This is a genomic window from Oceanimonas sp. CAM02 (genome assembly GCF_032842915.1).
Classification (GTDB): Bacteria; Pseudomonadota; Gammaproteobacteria; order Enterobacterales; family Aeromonadaceae; genus Oceanimonas; species Oceanimonas smirnovii.
The window spans coordinates 76,717-93,751 of the sequence record NZ_JAWJBK010000029.1 but is presented as its reverse complement, the minus strand read 5'-3'; the positions used below and the strand labels follow the sequence as shown (position 1 = coordinate 93,751).

Here is a 17,035-nt window from a genome sequence, read left to right as displayed (position 1 = left end):
ATTGTTTGTTACTAGATCAAGCCGGCTTATCAGGTAATGCATTCTGCCGCGGCCAGGCGTTGATCACCGCCTTTACCAAGGTGGCCAGCGGAATGGCAAAAAACACCCCCCAAAAACCCCAGAGGCCACCGAACACCAGCACAGCGACAATAATGGCAATGGGGTGCAGGTTAACGGCTTCCGAAAACAACACAGGTACCAGCACATTGCCATCCAGTGCCTGAATAATGCCATAGGCCACAATCAGATAGAAAAACGGCGGAGTAAAACCCCACTGAAACAGCCCTACCATGGCCACCGGCACTGTGGCCGCAGCAGCACCTATGTAGGGGATCAGCACCGAAAAGCCCACCAGCACCGCCAGCAGCAGGGAATAATTAAGCCCCAGCAGCGCAAAGGTGACATAACTGACGCTGCCCACTATCAGAATTTCAATCACCTTGCCGCGCACGTAGTTGGCAATCTGCACGTTCATCTCATGCCACACGCGGGAAATAAGCTCCCGGTTTTCCGGCAAAAAACGGTTCATGCTCTGCAGCAGCAACGGCTTGTCCTTCAGCATAAAAAACACCAGCACAGACACCAGAATAAGATAAACCAGCATCACAGCCACATTGGTCAGCGAGCTGATAGAGACACTTAAAATGGCATCAGCTGAGCCCAGCAGCCGGCCGCGCAGCTCGGTCAGCAGGTTTTGCATCAGGGTCACATCCACCAGCTCAGGGTAGTCTTCCGGCAGGGTCAGCAGCACCTCCTGAGCCCGGTTGATCATGGTGGGAATTTCCCGTGCCAGATTAGTGCTCTGATTGAGAATGGAGGGCACCAGACTGACCAGTGACAATACCAGCAAGACCGCAAACAGCAGCAAGACCACCCCCGCCGCCGGCCCCCGGCCCAGCCCGAGGCGGCGCAGACGGCCCACGGGCCACTCCAGCAGATAGGCAATCACAATGGCAGCAAAAAACGGGGTCAGTATGCGGCCCATGAAATACATGACCACAAAGCCGAACAGCAACAGCAGAAACAATACCACGGCACCCGGATCGGAGAAGCGCTGCCGATACCAGTGCTTGATTACATCCAACATGACCTGTCCTTATGAGAGTTTGGTAATGATAAGCCTGAGCCGGTGGGAAGAGTGTGACACTGTTTTCACGCTGTGCCCGACGCGCTCCAGATAGGCGGGAATATCCCGGCGCGAGCCGGCATCAGCCAGCACCAGTTCAAGCTGCTGGCCACACTGTGCCTGTTTTAGCCAAAGCTTGACCTCAAGCAGGGGCTGAGGGCAACGCAGGTGGCTTACATCCAGCTGTTCCATGTTCTGCCCCTTATGCAAAGGGGCATTATCCCCTGCCTGAGGTTCGCAAACAATGCTTGTTCCCCTTGAAACGGCCGGTTATTCTGCCTGTCCCCTTCGGCAAAAGGTTGAACTATGCGGTTTTACTCCACGCCCCTGTTACTGGCTCTTTTTCTTGGCAACAGTCTGCCCGCTCAGGCCGACAACCGTTTGCCCGATATCGGCACCGCCGGTGTCAGTGCCATGTCGGTGGAGCGGGAAGCCCGCTTTGGGGAAGCCTTCAGCCGCTTTGCCCGGGCTAATCAGCCGGTAGTGAATGACCCTGTGCTGAACGAATATATCACCAGTCTGGGACACCGGCTGTTATCTCAGGCAGACTCGGTACGGTTTCCGTTCCGGTTTTTGTTGATCCGAGACGACAGCATCAACGCCAGCGCCTTTCTGGGCGGCGTGGTGCAGTTGCATACCGGTCTGTTCCTGTACGCCGACAACGAAAGTGAGCTGGCCTCGGTAATGGCCCATGAAATCACTCACGTTACCCAGCGTCATATCGCCCGCTATCTGGAGTCCCAGTCGCGCAGCACACCATTAACGATTGCCGGTCTGGTAGGCTCGGTCGCGCTGGCGGTGGTGAACCCGCAGGCAGGCATGGCGGCGTTACAAACCACACTGGGGCTGAAAATGCAGTCGGCCATCAACTACACCCGGGACAACGAATTTGAAGCCGACCGCTTAGGCTTGAGGTTGTTGCATAATGCCGGCTTTGATCCCAATGCCATGGCTGGCTTTTTTCAGAAACTAGCCGAAAAATATCAGTTTGCCAGTACACCGCCACAAATGCTGCTGACCCACCCCCTGCCCGCCAGCCGTATTGCCGAAGCCCGCTCCCGGGCTGCTGATTATAAAGCAGACAAGGTCCCCCCTTCACTCGATTTTCAGTTTGCCAAGGCGCGCATTATGGTGCGCTTGCAGCAGTCGGGAACCAGAGAGCTGCACAAGTACTTTGCCAGAGAGGTCAACGGCCATGGCAGCTGGCTGCCCGACGCCGCCCGTTATGGTCAGGCCCTGGGGCTGCTGGATATTAACAAGCCGGAAGAGGCCAGACCCCTGCTGGAGCAGCTGGCCCAGCGTCATGGCAACAATTTGTTTGTGCTCGATGCACTGACGGATCTGGATAACGCCGAAAGCCGCCATCAGGCCGCCATTACCCGGCTTACTCAGGCTCAGCAACGTTTACCCGAGCACAAGGTGGTGGTAATTAACCTGGCCGATACTCTGCTGCAGGCAGGCCGGCATCAGGATGCCGCCACTCTGCTGGATGACTACGCCCGCCGCCATCCTGAAGAGCCGCTGGTGTGGGATTTGCTGGCCCAGGCGCTGCGTCCATTGGGTGATGAGTCGGCCTTTCGCCGTGCCCGGGCCGAGCTGGCCGCGCTGGAAGGTCGCTATGATATAGCGGTACAGCAAATGGAGCTGGCCGCCACCCTGTCTCAGGACACCATGCAGCGCGCCCGCCTGGGGGCCCGTCTAGAGCAGCTGCGCCAGCAACAACAGGAATGGGACGCACTCAGAAACTAACTTCAGAGAATAGGGAATGGGGAGTAGTGAAGCCATTCCCTGCTCCCCATTCCCTATTCCCAGTACTTTTCCCGCCAGCGGACAATATCTTCCGCCTTCAGCTCCCCCTGATGGCGTTCCGCCAGCTGGCCGTCGGGATCGATTACAAAAGTGGTGGGCAGCACCCGGGGCGACTCAAAGGGCCAGGGGCCACTAAGACTGGCCGCCACCGGCATGGTCATTTGGTGGCGTTCGCCCAGGGCCTGCAGCGCCTCCGGGGCCAGTGCATCAAAACTCACCGCCAGCACCTTGGGGCCCTGCCTGTCGTTCAGCTCATTGAGTAATGGCAGCTCCCGCAAACAGGGTTGGCACCACTCGGCAAAATAGTTCACCACCAGCCAGTTTCCCTTAAAATCATTCAAGGTCTGCTGCCGGCCATCGGCCAGTGTGAGGCTGGCCGGCTCGCCGCAACCGGCCAGCGCCAGCAGCGCCGTTAAAAACAGAAGGCGAAGTTTGCCCATTCCGAGGTCCCTTCTATACAATGCCCGCAGCCACGCCACAGGAGTGAAAAATGAATCTGTTTATCTATCATAATCCCCGCTGCTCTAAAAGCCGGGAAACCCTGGCCCTGCTGCAGGAAAAAGGTCTGGAGCCCGAGATTATCAAATACCTCGACACGCCCCCTGATGCAGAACAAATAACACAACTGCTGAACCAGCTGGGCATGAGCTCGGCCCGGGAACTGATGCGCACCAAGGAAGAAATATACAAAACCCTGGCACTGGCTGACGTGACCGACGAAGCCGCCCTTATCAATGCCATGGTGGCCAACCCCAAACTGATTGAGCGCCCCATAGTGGTATGCAATGGCAAGGCAGCGCTGGGCCGCCCGCCGGAGCAGGTGCTGAGCATACTGCCATGACCACTTCATTTGCGCGCAAACTGGCGCTCACCGGTTATCTCGGGCTGATTGTCTGGGTGGCCTTGTGGCACGGTGTGCTGTCTCCTCATCCTGAGCTGGGATCTGTCTTTATGCTGGTCATGTGGCTGCCCTGGCTGTTTATTCCCATGCCGGGCATGCTCAAGGGTAATCCCTATACTCACGCCTGGGCAGTGTTTTTAATCATGCCCTACTTTCTGCATTCACTGACGTTGCTGTGGGTGGATGAAGGCGAACGCTGGCTGGCACTGGTGGAGCTGCTGCTGGCCACCACCATGTTTGTGGGCAGCACCTATTACGCCAAACTACGCGGCCGCGAGCTGGGCCTGAGCATTCGCAAAAAGAAGGATTAACGGCCAGGGACTGGGGATTAGGGAATTGTAGCCGCCGCTTCAGCTGGCGGGACCTGCTTCGCAGGCCCTGCCGACTAAAGTGGCAGCTACAAAAACATGCCCAGCCCGCATATTCAGGTTTAACTTACAGCTGACCGCTTATGGCTTACAGCTGGCCCGAAGGGCCGTTAAAGCCCCAGTATTTCCCGGGTGAAGGGCAGGCTAAGCTTGCGCCTGGCCTGAAACGAGGCATTGTCGAGCAAATCCAGAGCGGCAAGCAGCGTGCTCATGTCCCGGGACAACCGGCTCAGCAGCAGCCGGCCCACATCGGTGGGCAGCTTGAAACCGCGCAGCTCGGCGCGCAGCTGCAGGGCACTGAGCTTGCCTTCGTCATCCAGGGTTTTCAATTGATAGGCCACGCCCCAGTCCAGCCGTGAGGCCAAATCCGGCAGGCTCAGCCCCAGATTGCGGGACGGTGCCGGGGCGCTGATCACCAGGCTGCCACCGGCCCGCTCCCGCCGGCGGTTAAAGAAGTTAAATACTGCCCGCTCCCATTCTTCCACGCCGGCAATGGCATCCAGATTATCCAGGCACACCAGGGGCAGCAGCTCCATGCCCTCCAGCAGGCTGGGCGTCATACGCTGGTAAGACTGTAAAGGCAGGCAGGTGGCCGCCTCGCCGGCGGCATTTACCTCGGCGCAGGCCGCATGCAGCAAGTGAGAGCGGCCCGAGCCGGGCTGCCCCCAGAGATAAATAACTTCATCCCCCTGACCCACGGCGGCATTTTTAAGGGCGGTGATCAGCTGGGCATTGTCACCCGGATAAAAACTGGCAAAGGTTTCATCATCGGGCAGCTGCACCGCCAGCGCCAGCTGGGCTGGCTGCTGTTCCTCGTCGCCGTCGCGGCTCACTGGTTGCGCTCCAGCCGGTAGCGGCGCTCACCCAGGGCACTCAGTCCGGCCCGGCTCAGCAACGGGCGGACAGCAGCAGACTCAAGTTCAAGCCGAAAACGGGCCTGATCACCGGCGCTGTCAAGCACAGAGACACCGGCCACACCATCAAGGTCGCTCAGTCGCTGCTCCAGACGGACCATATCGGCAAACTGTGTCAGGCCGGTTACCACTATGGTGAGTTCACCGGGGGCATCGGCACCAGCCTGCAGTGCCTGCGCCGGCGCGCTGTTATCTGGTCGGGTCTCGGCCATGGCAACCTGCCGGGCTACCCAGTAGTTATTCACGTCGGCAAGCACTTGCTCTGCCGACGCCGCCGCTCCCTGAGTCAGAGGCTGCTCAGCGTCTTTGTGATAAAGCCGCCAGTTCAGACGATGCTCCTGTTGCTGCACCGCCAGCCACACTTCAGCGCCATAGCGCTGGCTGGCTTCAGCAAGGTTCTGAAGGCTGGTTTTATCAATCTGCATATGCTCCTGCAGATCCCAAAGAGGCCAGAGCAGCGGAATGGCATAATAACGTGATGCCTTGCGCCAGCTGGTGTCGGGCATGTCTTTGGCCTGGCCGTCATTCACCTGCCATACCAGAACCGCCGGGCGTTTGCCCCGCCACAGGCTCAGGCCGGCACTGTGAAACAGGGGGCTCAGCTCGGCTTCGGCAAACTGCACTGTATAGCCCCCCGCGGTTGATGTGCTCAGAGTATAGCGGGACCAGTCATTCAGAATTTCCTGCGCCACCCAGGAGCCGGCGGCAGCACTGCCCCCAAGGCGGGACAGCAACACCTTCACCGCCTGCTCCCGGGCCTTGTCTCGGCTGTAGGGCGCGGCGTCAAGTTTCACATCAAACACGGATGCCGCTGCGGTGGCAGACACACACAGCAGCATCAGCGACAGCAGCAGTTGTTTCAGCATAACCGGGCCATTGTCGAAAACAGGGCGCTTATGATAACCACTGACCGAAGCGCATGCCAGAATCAATGGGGCCGCTCTTTGGGCAGCACCAGGTTCAGCAGAATGCCGACAATGCCGCACAAACTGATGCCCTGCAGGCTGAACTCACCAATGCCAAAGGCCATGCCGCCAATACCAAATACCAGGATCACCGCCACTATGCACAGGTTGCGTGCCTGCGACAGATCCACCTGATGCTTGATCAGGCTGTTAAGGCCCACGGTGGCAATGGAGCCGAACAGCAATATCATGATGCCGCCCATCACCGGCACCGGAATGCTCAGCATAAGGGCGCCGAACTTGCCCACAAAGGCCAGCGCAATGGCAAAGCCGGCGGCCCAGGTCATGATCACCGGGTTGAAGTTTTTGGTCAGCATAACGGCCCCGGTCACTTCGGAATAAGTGGTGTTGGGCGGCCCGCCAAACAGAGAAGCCGCGCCCGTGGCCAGGCCGTCGCCCAGCAGGGTGCGGTGCAGGCCGGGCTTTTTCAGATAATCCTTGCCGGTCACGGAGCCAATGGCCAGCACATCGCCAATGTGTTCAATGGCGGGGGCGATGGCCACCGGTATCATGAACAGCACCGCCTGCCAGTTCCACTCCGGAGCCACAAAGTTGGGCAGTGAGAGCCAGGCTGCCTCCCGCACCGGAGAAAAATCCACCACGCCCATAAACAGCGCCATGCCATAACCCACGGCGATGCCGGCGGTTATGGGCACCAGCCGGAATACGCCTTTGGCCACGGTAGACACCAGCAAAGTGGTGACCAGAGATGCCAAAGACAGCCACAGCGCCGTGTTGTGCTCCACCAGCACGGCGCTGCCGTCGCCGCTTTTGCCAATGGCCATGTTCACCGCCATGGGGGCCAGCCCCAGACCAATCACCATGATCACCGGACCCACCACCACAGGCGGCAGCAAGCGGGTTAACAGGGCGGTACCGCGCCAGCGCACCAGCTGGCTCAGCAGCACATACATAATGCCCGCCGCCATCAGGCCGCTCATGGTGGCGGGAATGCCCCAGGTTTGCACGCCGTAAAGAATGGGCGCAATAAAGGCAAAGGAAGACGCCAGAAAAATCGGGATCTGGCGCCTGGTGCACACCTGAAATACCAGAGTACCGATACCGGCGGTAAACAGCGCCACGTTTGGATCCAGGCCGGTGATCAGCGGCATCAGCACCAGGGCACCAAAGGCCACAAACAACATCTGGGAGCCGGCCAGGGCCTGGCGCAGGGGCGTGTTCACCACCGGCTGGCCGGATGCCAGCTGCTCGGTGCGTTCAGCGGAATTCATTAACTGCTAACCTCAAAAAATAACAGAAAAAAACCGGCCATTGCCGGTTTTACGTGCTTACTTGGTACCAAAAATCTTGTCGCCGGCATCGCCGAGACCAGGAATGATATAGCCGTGCTCATCCAGCCGCTCATCCACGGAAGCACAATACAGCTCCACATCCGGGTGAGCTTCGGCCAGCGCCTGCACCCCTTCCGGTGCCGCCACCAGTACAATTACCTTGAAGTGGGTGCAGCCGTTTTGCTTGAGCAGGTCTATGGTGGCGATCATGGAGCCGCCGGTGGCCAGCATGGGGTCCACTATCAGGGCCATGCGTTCGTCAATGTGGCTGACCAGCTTACTGAAATAAGACACCGGCTGCAGGGTTTCTTCATCCCGGTAAACCCCCACCACACTCACCCGGGCGCTGGGCATATGCTCGAGCACGCCGTCCATCATGCCCAGGCCGGCACGCAGAATGGGCACGACCGTGACCTTTTTGCCTTTCAGCTTGTCGACCTCGGTGGGGCCGGTCCAGCCGTCTATGGTGGTTTTTTCGGTTTCAAAATCGGCAGTGGCTTCATAGGTCAGCAGGCTGCCAACCTCCTTCGCCAGTTCACGAAAGCGTTTGGTGCTGATATCGGCTTCCCGCATCAGACCCAGCTTGTGTTTCACCAAAGGGTGCTTAACCTCAACGACTTTCATTGACAACTCTCCCGACGCACTGAATAACGAATCAAAAAACCGCGGAACTTTAGCATAAAATAGTGAACCACGGCAGACTTTCAGCACTTATTTTAGCAAACCCAGGGCCGGCTGCTTACGCCATCTGTTGCCGCTGCCAGTGGCACTGACACCCGCATTAAATTAGAATAGCCGGCGAAACATATACCCCCGGGCCGGCAAGGGTGCCGAAGAGCACCGCGCAGGCCAAACACCAATGACAAGGTAACAACACGTGACGCAGAACAAACCCCTGAGCTATAAAGACGCCGGTGTCGATATTGACGCGGGCAACGCCCTGGTTGAACGCATTAAAGGCGTTAGCCGCCGCACTCAGCGCCCGGAAGTCATGGGCGGCCTCGGGGGCTTTGGTGCCCTGTGCCAGCTGCCCACCGGTTATAAAGAGCCGGTGCTGGTAGCCGGCACCGACGGTGTGGGCACCAAGCTGCGCCTGGCCATTGATCTCAAGCGCCATCAGGGCGTGGGCATCGATCTGGTGGCCATGTGCGTAAACGATCTGATTGTGCAGGGTGCCGAGCCGCTGTTCTTCCTCGACTATTACGCCACCGGCAAGCTGGATGTAGACACTGCCGCCGACGTGGTAACCGGCATTGGCGAAGGCTGTGAGCTGAGCGGCTGTGCCCTGATTGGTGGTGAAACCGCGGAAATGCCCGGCATGTATGAAGCCGGCGACTATGACCTGGCAGGCTTTTGTGTGGGTGTGGTAGAGAAAAGCGGCATTATCGACGGCACCAAGGTGGCCGCCGGCAACGCCCTGATCGCCCTGGGCTCAAGCGGCCCGCACTCCAACGGCTATTCCCTGATCCGCAAAATTCTGGAAGTAAGCCAGGCCGATCTCAACCAGCCCCTGGGCAACGCCACCCTGGCCGATGCCCTGATGGCCCCCACTCGCATCTATGTGAAGCCGGCGCTGGAACTGATTAAACAGTTCGACATTCACGCCCTGAGCCACATTACCGGCGGTGGTTTCTGGGAAAATATCCCCCGCGTGCTGCCCGAGGGTGCCAAGGCGGTGATCGACGGCGCCAGCTGGCAGTGGCCGGAAGTCTTCACCTGGCTGCAGCAGGCCGGCAACGTGGAAACCCATGAAATGTACCGCACCTTCAACTGTGGTGTAGGTATGGTGATTGCCCTGCCCGCCGAGCAGGCCGACGCCGCCGTGAAGTTTATGCAGAACGCCGGCGAAACCGCCTGGGTGATCGGCCACATTGAACAGGCCGCCGAGGGCGAAGAGCAGGTCGAGATTAAATGAACCGCATAGTGGTGCTGATCTCCGGCAACGGCAGCAACCTGCAAAGCTTGCTTGATCAGGCGGCTAACCGCCGCCTGAATGGCAGTGTGGTAGCGGTGATCAGCAACAAGGCCGACGCCTATGGCCTGGAGCGGGCCCGCGCCGCCGGCGTGGCCACGGCGGTGCTGCCGGGCAAGGACTATGCCGAGCGGGAACGCTTTGATGCCGATTTGATGGCGCTGATAGACAGCCACCAGCCCGACTTGCTGGTGCTGGCCGGCTTTATGCGCATTCTCACTCCCGGCTTTGTGCGCCACTATGCCGGGCGCATGCTCAATATCCATCCGTCTCTGCTGCCCAAATATCAGGGTCTGAACACGCATCAGCGGGCCATTGATGCCGGCGACGCCGAGCATGGCTGCAGCGTGCACTTTGTTACCGAAGAGCTGGACGGCGGCCCCGTGGTGTTACAGGCCCGGGTGCCGGTATTTGCCGAAGACGACGCCGCCGCCGTGGCCGAGCGGGTGCAAGTGCAGGAGCACGCCATTTATCCGCTGGCAGTGCGCTGGTTCTGCGACGGCCGGCTGGCCATGAAAGACGGCCGGGCCTGGCTCGACGGTGCCCCCCTGCCCCCGCAGGGTCATGCCGGCGACTGAGCCGCTCAAAACACTGAATAAAAAAGAATGCCTCGGCATTCTTTTTTTATATCTGCTCCTTATTATCTGACTGAGCCTGCAGCTTATTCTGCACCTTTGCCAGCCGTGCCAGCCGCTGCTGTACCCGGCCATTGACCGAGCTGGCAGGATATTGGCCGTTTTTGCCGGGCTTGCCGGCGCTGATGCCGGTAAGCAGCGACAGTGCTTCATCCAGCTCGCTGACGGCATAAATACAAAAAAGCCCTTGTGCGACTGCCTGGCGAACTTCCTGGTTCAGCATCAGATTATCCAGATTAGCGGCAGGAATAATCACCCCCTGCCCGCGGGCCAGCCCCCGCGCCCGGCACACCTCAAAAAAGCCTTCAATTTTTTCATTGACGCCGCCAATGGGCTGCACCCGGCCAAACTGGTTAATGGAGCCGGTCACTGCCAGCGCCTGATTAACGGGCACCTCACCCATGGCAGAAATCAGCGCGCAACACTCGGCAATGGACGCGCTGTCACCTTCTATCATGCCGTAAGACTGCTCAAAGGCGAGACTGGCAGATACCGGCATGGGCCCTTCGGCGGCATAACGCTGGCTTAAAAAACGCGATAAAATCAATATGGCCTTGGCATGCACGGCACCGCTCAGTTTTACTTCCCGTTCAATATCGAGCACAGCTCCTGTACCCAGCCTGGCGGTGGCGGTAATGCGCGCCGGCTGACCAAAACGGTAATTACCCAGATCCAGCACCGTCAGACCATTTACCTGCCCCACCACTGTGCCTTCGGTATCAATCAGTTTGCTGCCCCGCAGAATCGACTCTTCCATGCGCCTGTGAATACGCGCCGCCCGCATGCGGGCGGCTATTTGTGCTCGCTCCACCGCCTCACCATTTATATGAGGCTGGCCGTGACTTTCACTCAGATAGTTGGCTTCCTGCAGTAAATCGGTCAGATGCTCGATCAGGGCCGACAGCCGCTGCTGATCACTGGCCAGCCGGCCGGCATATTCAATGACACGGGCCACACCGCAGCGGGTAAGCGGACGCAGATCCTGCTGACGGGCCAGCCAGCCAATAAAACGGGCATAGCGCTGCAGGTTTTCATTACTCACTTCTATGTCATCGTTGTAATCCGCCTGCACCTTGAACAGCTTGCCAAAGTCAGGATCATGGGCCGCCAGCAAATAATAAAACCGCCGGTCACCTACCAGGATCACTTTAAGATCCAGCGGCACCGGCTGGGGCTCCAGGCTCACAGTGCTGGCCAGACCATAGACATGCTCCGGTGATTCAATACGGATCTCCCTGGCATAAAGCGCCCGTTTAAAGATCTCCCACACCATGGGCTGCTGCAGCAAGCGATGCACATCCAGAATAAGATAACCGCCGTTGGCTCTGTGCAAGGCACCGGCACGGATCAGCGTGAAGTCAGTTAACAGCGCCCCCTGCTCCACATGATGCTCCACCCGGCCCATTAATCGCGCCAGATTGGGCCAGTCTTCATAAATAACCGGGGCGCCGTCGGTGTCCGCATTATCTACCAGCAAATTCAGCCGGTAGCGGGTCAACAGGGCTGCCGGCAGCTCACCTTCTCGCATGTGGGTCAGCAGCAGGTTCACATTGCCCGACAAGTCCTGCTGAATGGCTTCCAGATGCTGAATAACCGGCTCGCAGCCTGCATATTCAGCGCGCAGCTCATCAATCAGGCTGCCAACGGCAAATACCAGCATCTCTTCATTCAGCCACTGTATATGCTGCTGGGTTTCCCGCTTCCATTGAGGAAACTGCTGCAATACCGCCTGCAGGCGAGCCTCTACCCGTTCAATGGCCTGTTCCAGTGCCATCCGCTCTGTCTCGGGTAACTGTTCAAACTGCCGGGCGCTCATTACGTCATCGTTATAACCGGGGACCAGGTTAAATCCGGTGGGCGTTTTAAGCAGCGCCACCTTTTCGGCTTCTGCCAGTGCCTTGATTTCATTGATGGCCGTGGTCTGACGCTCGGCCAGCTGCTGATTCAGTTCATCCACCCGGCTCTGGTATTCTTCTGCCTGAAAAATAGCCGGAATGGCCTGCAGCAATTCATCCACCAGCCGATCCAGACTGGCACGAAAGCGCCGCCCCACTCCCGCCGGCAGACGCAGCAGCCCGGGCTTTATCGGATCTTCAAAACCGTGCACATAGCACCAGTCGGCGGGCACGATTTCACTTTCGGCCCGGCCACGAAGAAAGCGGTTAATCAGGGTATGCCGGTTACAGCTTTCCGGTGCCATCATGTAAATATTAAAGCCCTGCCGGCGAATGCCGGTGCCAAACGCCAGCGCCTCAAGCAACTGCTCCTGCCCGACCAGGGCACCGCTGTCGCTGAGTTCGTCTGTGGTAGCAAAACTGAACAAAGCTTCATCGCAGGCGCGATAAAGCCGGTGGGGTTCAAGCGGAGATATAGCTGTCATGGCAAGCCTCATGCAAACTTTCTGCACAAAGCTTAGCCAATAAGCCTTAAGGCGTGGGATTTTTGCCGTTACCAGCCACCCGCTCGCCCAGCCAGAACAGGTTGTATTCTCCTGGCTGCATTTTGTGCCACTGCTCGTTATTGGTCAGCGGTTGAGTGGCAATTACAGTAACAATGTCGTTGGGGGTGGTTTCTTTCTGAAAGTCGATTTCCACGTCTTCGTCAATGAGCCGGGCCGGGCCAAAGGGCGCTCGCCGGGTGATCCAGTGCAGATTATTGCTGCAGTAGGTCATCAGATATTCGCCGTCGGTAAGCAGCATATTAAATACGCCCAGACCACGCAGCTGATCGCACAGGGTGGCCACATAGCGGAACATGGCCGCCATATTGCCGGGCTTGCGCGGATATTTCTGCTCCAGCTCGTGCAATATCCAGCAAAAGGCCAGCTCGCTGTCGGTGTCGCCCACCGGCTTGTGGCGGCCGGTTTTCAGCTTGTTATAGCCACTCAGCTGGCCATTATGGGCAAAGGTCCAGTAACGGCCCCATTGTTCACGGGTAAAGGGATGGGTGTTTTCCAGGGCAATACCGCCCCGGTTGGCCTGGCGTATATGGCTGACCACGGAGCAGCTTTTGATCGGATATTCCTGCACCAGCTGCGCAATACGCGACTGGCTGGAGGGCTGCGGATCCTTAAAGGTGCGCAATCCCTTGCCTTCGTAAAATACAATACCCCAGCCGTCTTTATGGGGGCCGGTACGCCCGCCCCGCTGCATCAGGCCGGTAAAGCTGAAGCAGATATCGGTAGGTACGTTGGCGCTCATCCCTAGCAGTTCACACATGGCGGTTACTTGTTCTCCATTTCCTTTTCAACCAGCTGGATCAGAATATGAATGATCTTGATGTGCACTTCCTGAATGCGATCGGCATAGCCAAAGTGCGGCACACGAATTTCCACGTCGGCCAGGCCGGCCATTTTGCCACCGTCTTTGCCGGTAAGGGCAATGGTTTTGATGCCGTTGGCTCTGGCCACTTCAATGGCCCTGAGAATATTGGCCGAGTTGCCGCTGGTGGATAAGCCCAGCAGCACATCGCCCTGGCGGCCTACCGCTTCCAGATAGCGGGAGAACACAAATTCAAAGCCAAAGTCGTTAGACACACAGGACAGATGGCTGGGATCGGAAATGGCAATGGCGGGGTAACCCGGGCGGTTTTCCCGGTAGCGGCCGGTCAGTTCTTCGGCAAAGTGCATGGCGTCGCAATGAGAGCCGCCATTGCCGCAAGACAGCACCTTGCCACCGGCCTTGAAGCTGTCGGCCAGCAGTTTTGCGGCCTGCTCAATGGCGGCAATATTGGCGTCATCGGCCAGAAAGCGATTCAGTACCTCGGCGGCTTCGTTCAGCTCACTGCGGATCAAACTCTGATACATGTAATGGCCTCATTCTTGCGGTAAAAACGCATTTTGGCATAACTGCTGCAAAGCGGAAAGCCGGCGGCGGTCCCCGGGTTAGTTCAGCCGCACCTGCGCTATATTGCCGGGCAGTTTTTCAGGCCGCCGGCTGACAATAAATTCATAAAACTGATCAATCTGCTGCCGGCACCGCGTGTTGACGGGCCAGACCAGATAATAACCGTCGCCGGTGGCCACCGCCGTGTTAAAAGGCAGCGCCAGCAGGCCGCTGTTGATTGCCTCCCGGCTGAGAAACAGATCTCCTACCGACACGCCATGACCGCTGATGGCCGCCAGACTGCCCTGCTCCAGGGTGTCGAACACCTTGCCGGTGAACAGCTCAACCTGCTCGCTGCGGCCGGTGGCGGCCAGCCAGCGCTGCCAGTCGCGCCGGTCCGGCGAAGGATGGATCAGCTCACACTCAGCCAGATTTTGCCGGGCCCGGGACAGCAGTGCCGGCGCACACACAGGGATCAGCCACTCTTCAAACAAGGGCAGGCTTTGGGTGCCCGGGCCGAACTGGCCCTTGCCCAGCAAAATGGCGCAGTCAAAGGCTTCCCGGCTGAAGTCCACCTCGTCCACATCCATCCACACACTGCTTATTTGCACCAGCGGCGTTTTGTGGCGCTGCTGAAACTCGCTCAGCACCTGCAGCAGCCAGCGCATGGTAAGGGTGGACGGTGCCTTCAGCCGCAGCTCCTGCTGCTGCCGGCGAAAGCCGTGACAGGCTTTTTCCAGCAGCTGAAACCCTTCGCCCAGCTGGCCCGCCAGCACCTTGCCGGCGGCGGTAATGTCCACCCTGGGGCCCTTGCGCACAAACAGCTCACAGCCAAACCAGGCTTCCAGAGTGCGAATATGCCGGCTTACCGCCCCCGGGGTCACATGCAGGCTGGCGGCGGCCCTGCTGAACGATCCCAGGCGGGCGGCGGCTTCAAAGGCGCGTAAGGCATAGAGAGGCGGAAGAGACACGGCAGGCTCCATATTGAGTTTTACTCACATTAAATGGCAGCTTTATCCGCTTTTCAAGCACGGCGGTCATGGCAACAATGCCGTCATATTTTATTGAGGATACCGAGTTGTTTATATGAACCTTGCTCTGCTGCTGGCCTATATCAGCGCCGTACTCCTGCTGCTGCTCACTCCCGGCCCTGTGGTAGCCCTGATCACCGGCACCGCCGCCCGTCATGGTCCGCGCCGGGCCTTTGCCACTGTGCTGGGCACCAATGCTGCGTCTCTGGTGCTGATTATGCTGGCGTCTCTGATGCTGGCGGGCCTGCTCACCCTGCCCGGGCCGCTGTTATACGGGCTGGCACTGGCGGGCTCCGGTTATATTGGCGTAACGGCCTGGCAGGATTTGCGGGCCGGCCCGGCTTTCGCTAGTGCTGAGCAAGCCGGCGGCGGTGTGGCCAGAGGATTCTGGACCGGCATTTCCAACCCCAAGGATCTGTTGTTCTTTGTGGCGTTTTTTCCTCAGTTCATCAGCATTACTCACAATACCGGTGCCAGCCTGCTGATCCTGTCCGGCCTGTGGGTGCTGTTCGATCTGCTGGTGCTGTCTTTATACATTTGGGTTATCGGCCGCTGGATGGCGGGCAAACAGGGCGAGCGGATTGGCCGGCTTTCCGCCTGGCTGCTGTTGCTGATGGGCCTGGCGGGGGTGTTTTATAACGGGGCTCGCTGCCTAGAATTGTTTTCGTGACATTGGTCACACTCGGCTTTTTAAGTACAATGTTGCCAAGCTTTTAATACAAATTACTTACAGGTCTGGCACATGGACGCAAAAAACCGCATTGCGGCACTGATCGAACACCTGCAGCATGGCCTGCTGGAGCGGGAAACCCCGGCCCGGCTGGCGCTGCTGGCGGCCCTTTCCGGCGAACACCTGCTGCTGCTGGGCCCGCCCGGCACCGCCAAGAGCGAGCTGTCGCGCCGGCTGCATACCCTGATGGCCGACGGCAGCTATTTTGAACGGCTGCTCACCCGCTTCTCGGTACCGGAAGAGCTGTTTGGCCCGCTGTCCATCAAGGCGCTGGAGCAGGACCGCTACCTGCGCCAGACGCAAGGCTACCTGCCCGAGGCGTCCATTGCCTTTATTGATGAAATCTTCAAGGCCAACAGCGCCATTCTCAACAGCCTGCTCACCCTGCTTAACGAGCGCCAGTTCGACAACGGCAACGCGCGCCTGCCGGTGCCGCTGGTGTCTGTGATTGCCGCCAGTAACGAGCTGCCGGAAGGGGCCGAGCTGAACGCCCTCTATGACCGTTTTCTGCTGCGCTTTCAGGTGGCCCCGGTGGGCGACGACACCTTTACCGGCCTGCTCACCCTGAACAGTGACTATCAGGCTCCGGCGGCCGAGCTGAAGCTGACCAGCGCCGAGCTGACCTCGCTGCGTAAAGCAGCCGAACAGCTGCCGTTGTCGCCGGCGCTGATCCGCCTGCTGCACAGCCTGCGCCGTTTTCTCGCCGAGCAGGAAATTCCGGTCTCGGACCGGCGCTGGCGCAAGGTGGTCAAGCTGCTCAAGGTGTCGGCCTGCTGCAACGGTCAGTCACAGGCAGACCTGCTTGATGCCTGGCTGCTGCCCCACTGCCTGTGGCAGCAGCCGGATCAGCATGGCCGCCTCACCGACTGGTTGCACGAACACATTGCCGCCGACCCGGGCTTCAGTCCGCAGCTGGTGAGCGATATGGTAGACAGCTGGCAGGAGCGGCTGGATCAGGATGCCGATCCGGTACTGCCGTCCCTCAACGAGCAGGGCTATCAGCTTTATCTCGACGAGCAGGGCCAGCCGGTCACCGAAGCCAAAGGCCAGCGCCACAAGCGCAATGAAAGCGGCCAGCTGCTCTATCGTCAGCCCCGGCTGCCCGATTCAGTATTTACCGAGCAGGAAATTCGCAACCTGGGCGGCAACCTGGATCAATATCAGCCGCTGCTGGAAGATTATGTGCGCCCCAGCGCCCTGCAGCCCAAGGCCTGGCCCGCCAGCCACGTGGCCTCGCGTCTGCGCCAGCTGGATGAACGCATTAACGAGCTGGCGGACTATCTGGCCTGGCTGGATACCCAGCAACAGGGTCTGGGCCAGCGTTTGCGTCAGCACCTGTGGCTGAGCCCGGAGCTGGGTGAGCGCGCCCGCGCTCAGCTGGAGCAGCAGCAGGCCGGCCTGAGCCACCAGCATGAGCGGCTGCAGGCCCTGCGTGAGGCCTTTGCCGACCTGCCGGTAGAAGGCTGAC

The 17,035-nt window shown here is 59.1% G+C and carries 18 protein-coding genes; 7 read left to right on the top strand and 11 right to left on the bottom strand.

All coding sequences use genetic code 11. From position 1 onward, the window contains the following. Positions 1-16: 16 nt before the first annotated feature. Both R0I78_RS09730 and R0I78_RS09725 read right to left on the bottom strand, forming a co-directional pair. Positions 17-1,087, bottom strand: a complete 1,071-nt coding sequence (locus R0I78_RS09730; RefSeq protein WP_317075189.1) for an AI-2E family transporter — start codon at positions 1,085-1,087, stop codon at positions 17-19. 9 nt (positions 1,088-1,096) lie between these two features. Continuing rightward, positions 1,097-1,318: a sulfurtransferase TusA family protein gene (locus tag R0I78_RS09725; protein WP_019934319.1), complete on the bottom strand. Its 222-nt coding sequence runs from the start codon at positions 1,316-1,318 to the stop codon at positions 1,097-1,099. Positions 1,319-1,432: 114 nt separating this feature from the next. Between R0I78_RS09725 and R0I78_RS09720 the strand changes: the two genes are divergently transcribed. Then, positions 1,433-2,875, top strand: coding sequence for a M48 family metalloprotease (locus R0I78_RS09720; protein WP_019934320.1), 1,443 nt, complete (start codon positions 1,433-1,435; stop codon positions 2,873-2,875). A gap of 53 nt (positions 2,876-2,928) precedes the next feature. On the opposite strand, the gene R0I78_RS09715 is transcribed toward R0I78_RS09720, so the two are convergent. Next, positions 2,929-3,375: a TlpA family protein disulfide reductase gene (locus R0I78_RS09715; protein ID WP_019934321.1), complete on the bottom strand. Its 447-nt coding sequence runs from the start codon at positions 3,373-3,375 to the stop codon at positions 2,929-2,931. A 50-nt stretch (positions 3,376-3,425) separates the two neighbouring features. Between R0I78_RS09715 and arsC the strand changes: the two genes are divergently transcribed. Together arsC and R0I78_RS09705 are read left to right on the top strand one after the other, a co-directional pair. After that, positions 3,426-3,776: an arsenate reductase (glutaredoxin) gene (gene arsC, locus R0I78_RS09710; protein WP_019934322.1), complete on the top strand. Its 351-nt coding sequence runs from the start codon at positions 3,426-3,428 to the stop codon at positions 3,774-3,776. Continuing rightward, entirely contained in the window at positions 3,773-4,147 is a 375-nt protein-coding gene (locus R0I78_RS09705; protein WP_019934323.1) for a DUF2069 domain-containing protein, read from the top strand. The genes arsC and R0I78_RS09705 overlap by 4 nt, the downstream gene beginning before the upstream one ends. Before the next feature lie 167 nt (positions 4,148-4,314). Here the strand turns inward: R0I78_RS09705 and hda are convergent, their stop codons facing one another. The 4 genes from hda to upp all read right to left on the bottom strand — a co-directional run bounded on the left by hda (position 4,315) and on the right by upp (position 7,999). Next, positions 4,315-5,037 (bottom strand): DnaA inactivator Hda, encoded by a 723-nt coding sequence (gene hda / locus R0I78_RS09700; protein ID WP_317075188.1) that lies wholly within the window; start codon positions 5,035-5,037, stop codon positions 4,315-4,317. Next, entirely contained in the window at positions 5,034-5,984 is a 951-nt protein-coding gene (locus tag R0I78_RS09695; RefSeq protein ID WP_317075187.1) for a DUF2066 domain-containing protein, read from the bottom strand. Before R0I78_RS09695 ends, hda begins: the two co-directional genes overlap by 4 nt. A gap of 62 nt (positions 5,985-6,046) precedes the next feature. Further along, complete coding sequence (locus R0I78_RS09690) at positions 6,047-7,315, bottom strand: uracil-xanthine permease family protein (RefSeq protein WP_317075186.1); 1,269 nt, start codon at positions 7,313-7,315, stop codon at positions 6,047-6,049. A gap of 57 nt (positions 7,316-7,372) precedes the next feature. Then, positions 7,373-7,999, bottom strand: a complete 627-nt coding sequence (gene upp, locus R0I78_RS09685) for a uracil phosphoribosyltransferase (protein WP_019934326.1) — start codon at positions 7,997-7,999, stop codon at positions 7,373-7,375. Between the two features lie 253 nt (positions 8,000-8,252). Here upp and purM point away from each other — a divergent pair, with 253 nt between their 5' ends. Both purM and purN read left to right on the top strand, forming a co-directional pair. Beyond that, positions 8,253-9,290 carry a phosphoribosylformylglycinamidine cyclo-ligase gene (gene purM, locus R0I78_RS09680; protein WP_019934327.1) on the top strand — a complete coding sequence of 346 codons (1,038 nt, stop codon included), beginning with the start codon at positions 8,253-8,255 and terminating at the stop codon, positions 9,288-9,290. Beyond that, the gene (purN, locus tag R0I78_RS09675) at positions 9,287-9,925 is read left to right on the top strand and encodes a phosphoribosylglycinamide formyltransferase (RefSeq protein WP_317075185.1); all 639 of its coding nucleotides are present in this window, start codon (positions 9,287-9,289) and stop codon (positions 9,923-9,925) included. Before purM ends, purN begins: the two co-directional genes overlap by 4 nt. 46 nt (positions 9,926-9,971) lie before the next feature. Here the strand turns inward: purN and R0I78_RS09670 are convergent, their stop codons facing one another. The 4 genes from R0I78_RS09670 to R0I78_RS09655 all read right to left on the bottom strand — a co-directional run bounded on the left by R0I78_RS09670 (position 9,972) and on the right by R0I78_RS09655 (position 14,777). Then, complete coding sequence (locus R0I78_RS09670; RefSeq protein WP_317075184.1) at positions 9,972-12,362, bottom strand: ATP-binding protein; 2,391 nt, start codon at positions 12,360-12,362, stop codon at positions 9,972-9,974. Between the two features lie 46 nt (positions 12,363-12,408). After that, positions 12,409-13,200: a class II glutamine amidotransferase gene (locus R0I78_RS09665; protein WP_317075183.1), complete on the bottom strand. Its 792-nt coding sequence runs from the start codon at positions 13,198-13,200 to the stop codon at positions 12,409-12,411. Positions 13,201-13,205: 5 nt separating this feature from the next. After that, complete coding sequence (gene lpcA / locus R0I78_RS09660) at positions 13,206-13,787, bottom strand: D-sedoheptulose 7-phosphate isomerase (RefSeq protein ID WP_019934331.1); 582 nt, start codon at positions 13,785-13,787, stop codon at positions 13,206-13,208. A 78-nt stretch (positions 13,788-13,865) separates the two neighbouring features. Further along, a complete protein-coding gene (locus R0I78_RS09655; RefSeq protein ID WP_317075182.1) occupies positions 13,866-14,777 on the bottom strand; it encodes a LysR substrate-binding domain-containing protein in 912 nt (303 codons plus the stop codon). Between the two features lie 115 nt (positions 14,778-14,892). Between R0I78_RS09655 and R0I78_RS09650 the strand changes: the two genes are divergently transcribed. Both R0I78_RS09650 and R0I78_RS09645 read left to right on the top strand, forming a co-directional pair. Next, positions 14,893-15,507, top strand: a complete 615-nt coding sequence (locus tag R0I78_RS09650; RefSeq protein ID WP_317075181.1) for a LysE family translocator — start codon at positions 14,893-14,895, stop codon at positions 15,505-15,507. A gap of 72 nt (positions 15,508-15,579) precedes the next feature. Then, positions 15,580-17,034 carry an AAA family ATPase gene (locus R0I78_RS09645; protein WP_317075180.1) on the top strand — a complete coding sequence of 485 codons (1,455 nt, stop codon included), beginning with the start codon at positions 15,580-15,582 and terminating at the stop codon, positions 17,032-17,034. Position 17,035: the final 1 nt, after the last annotated feature.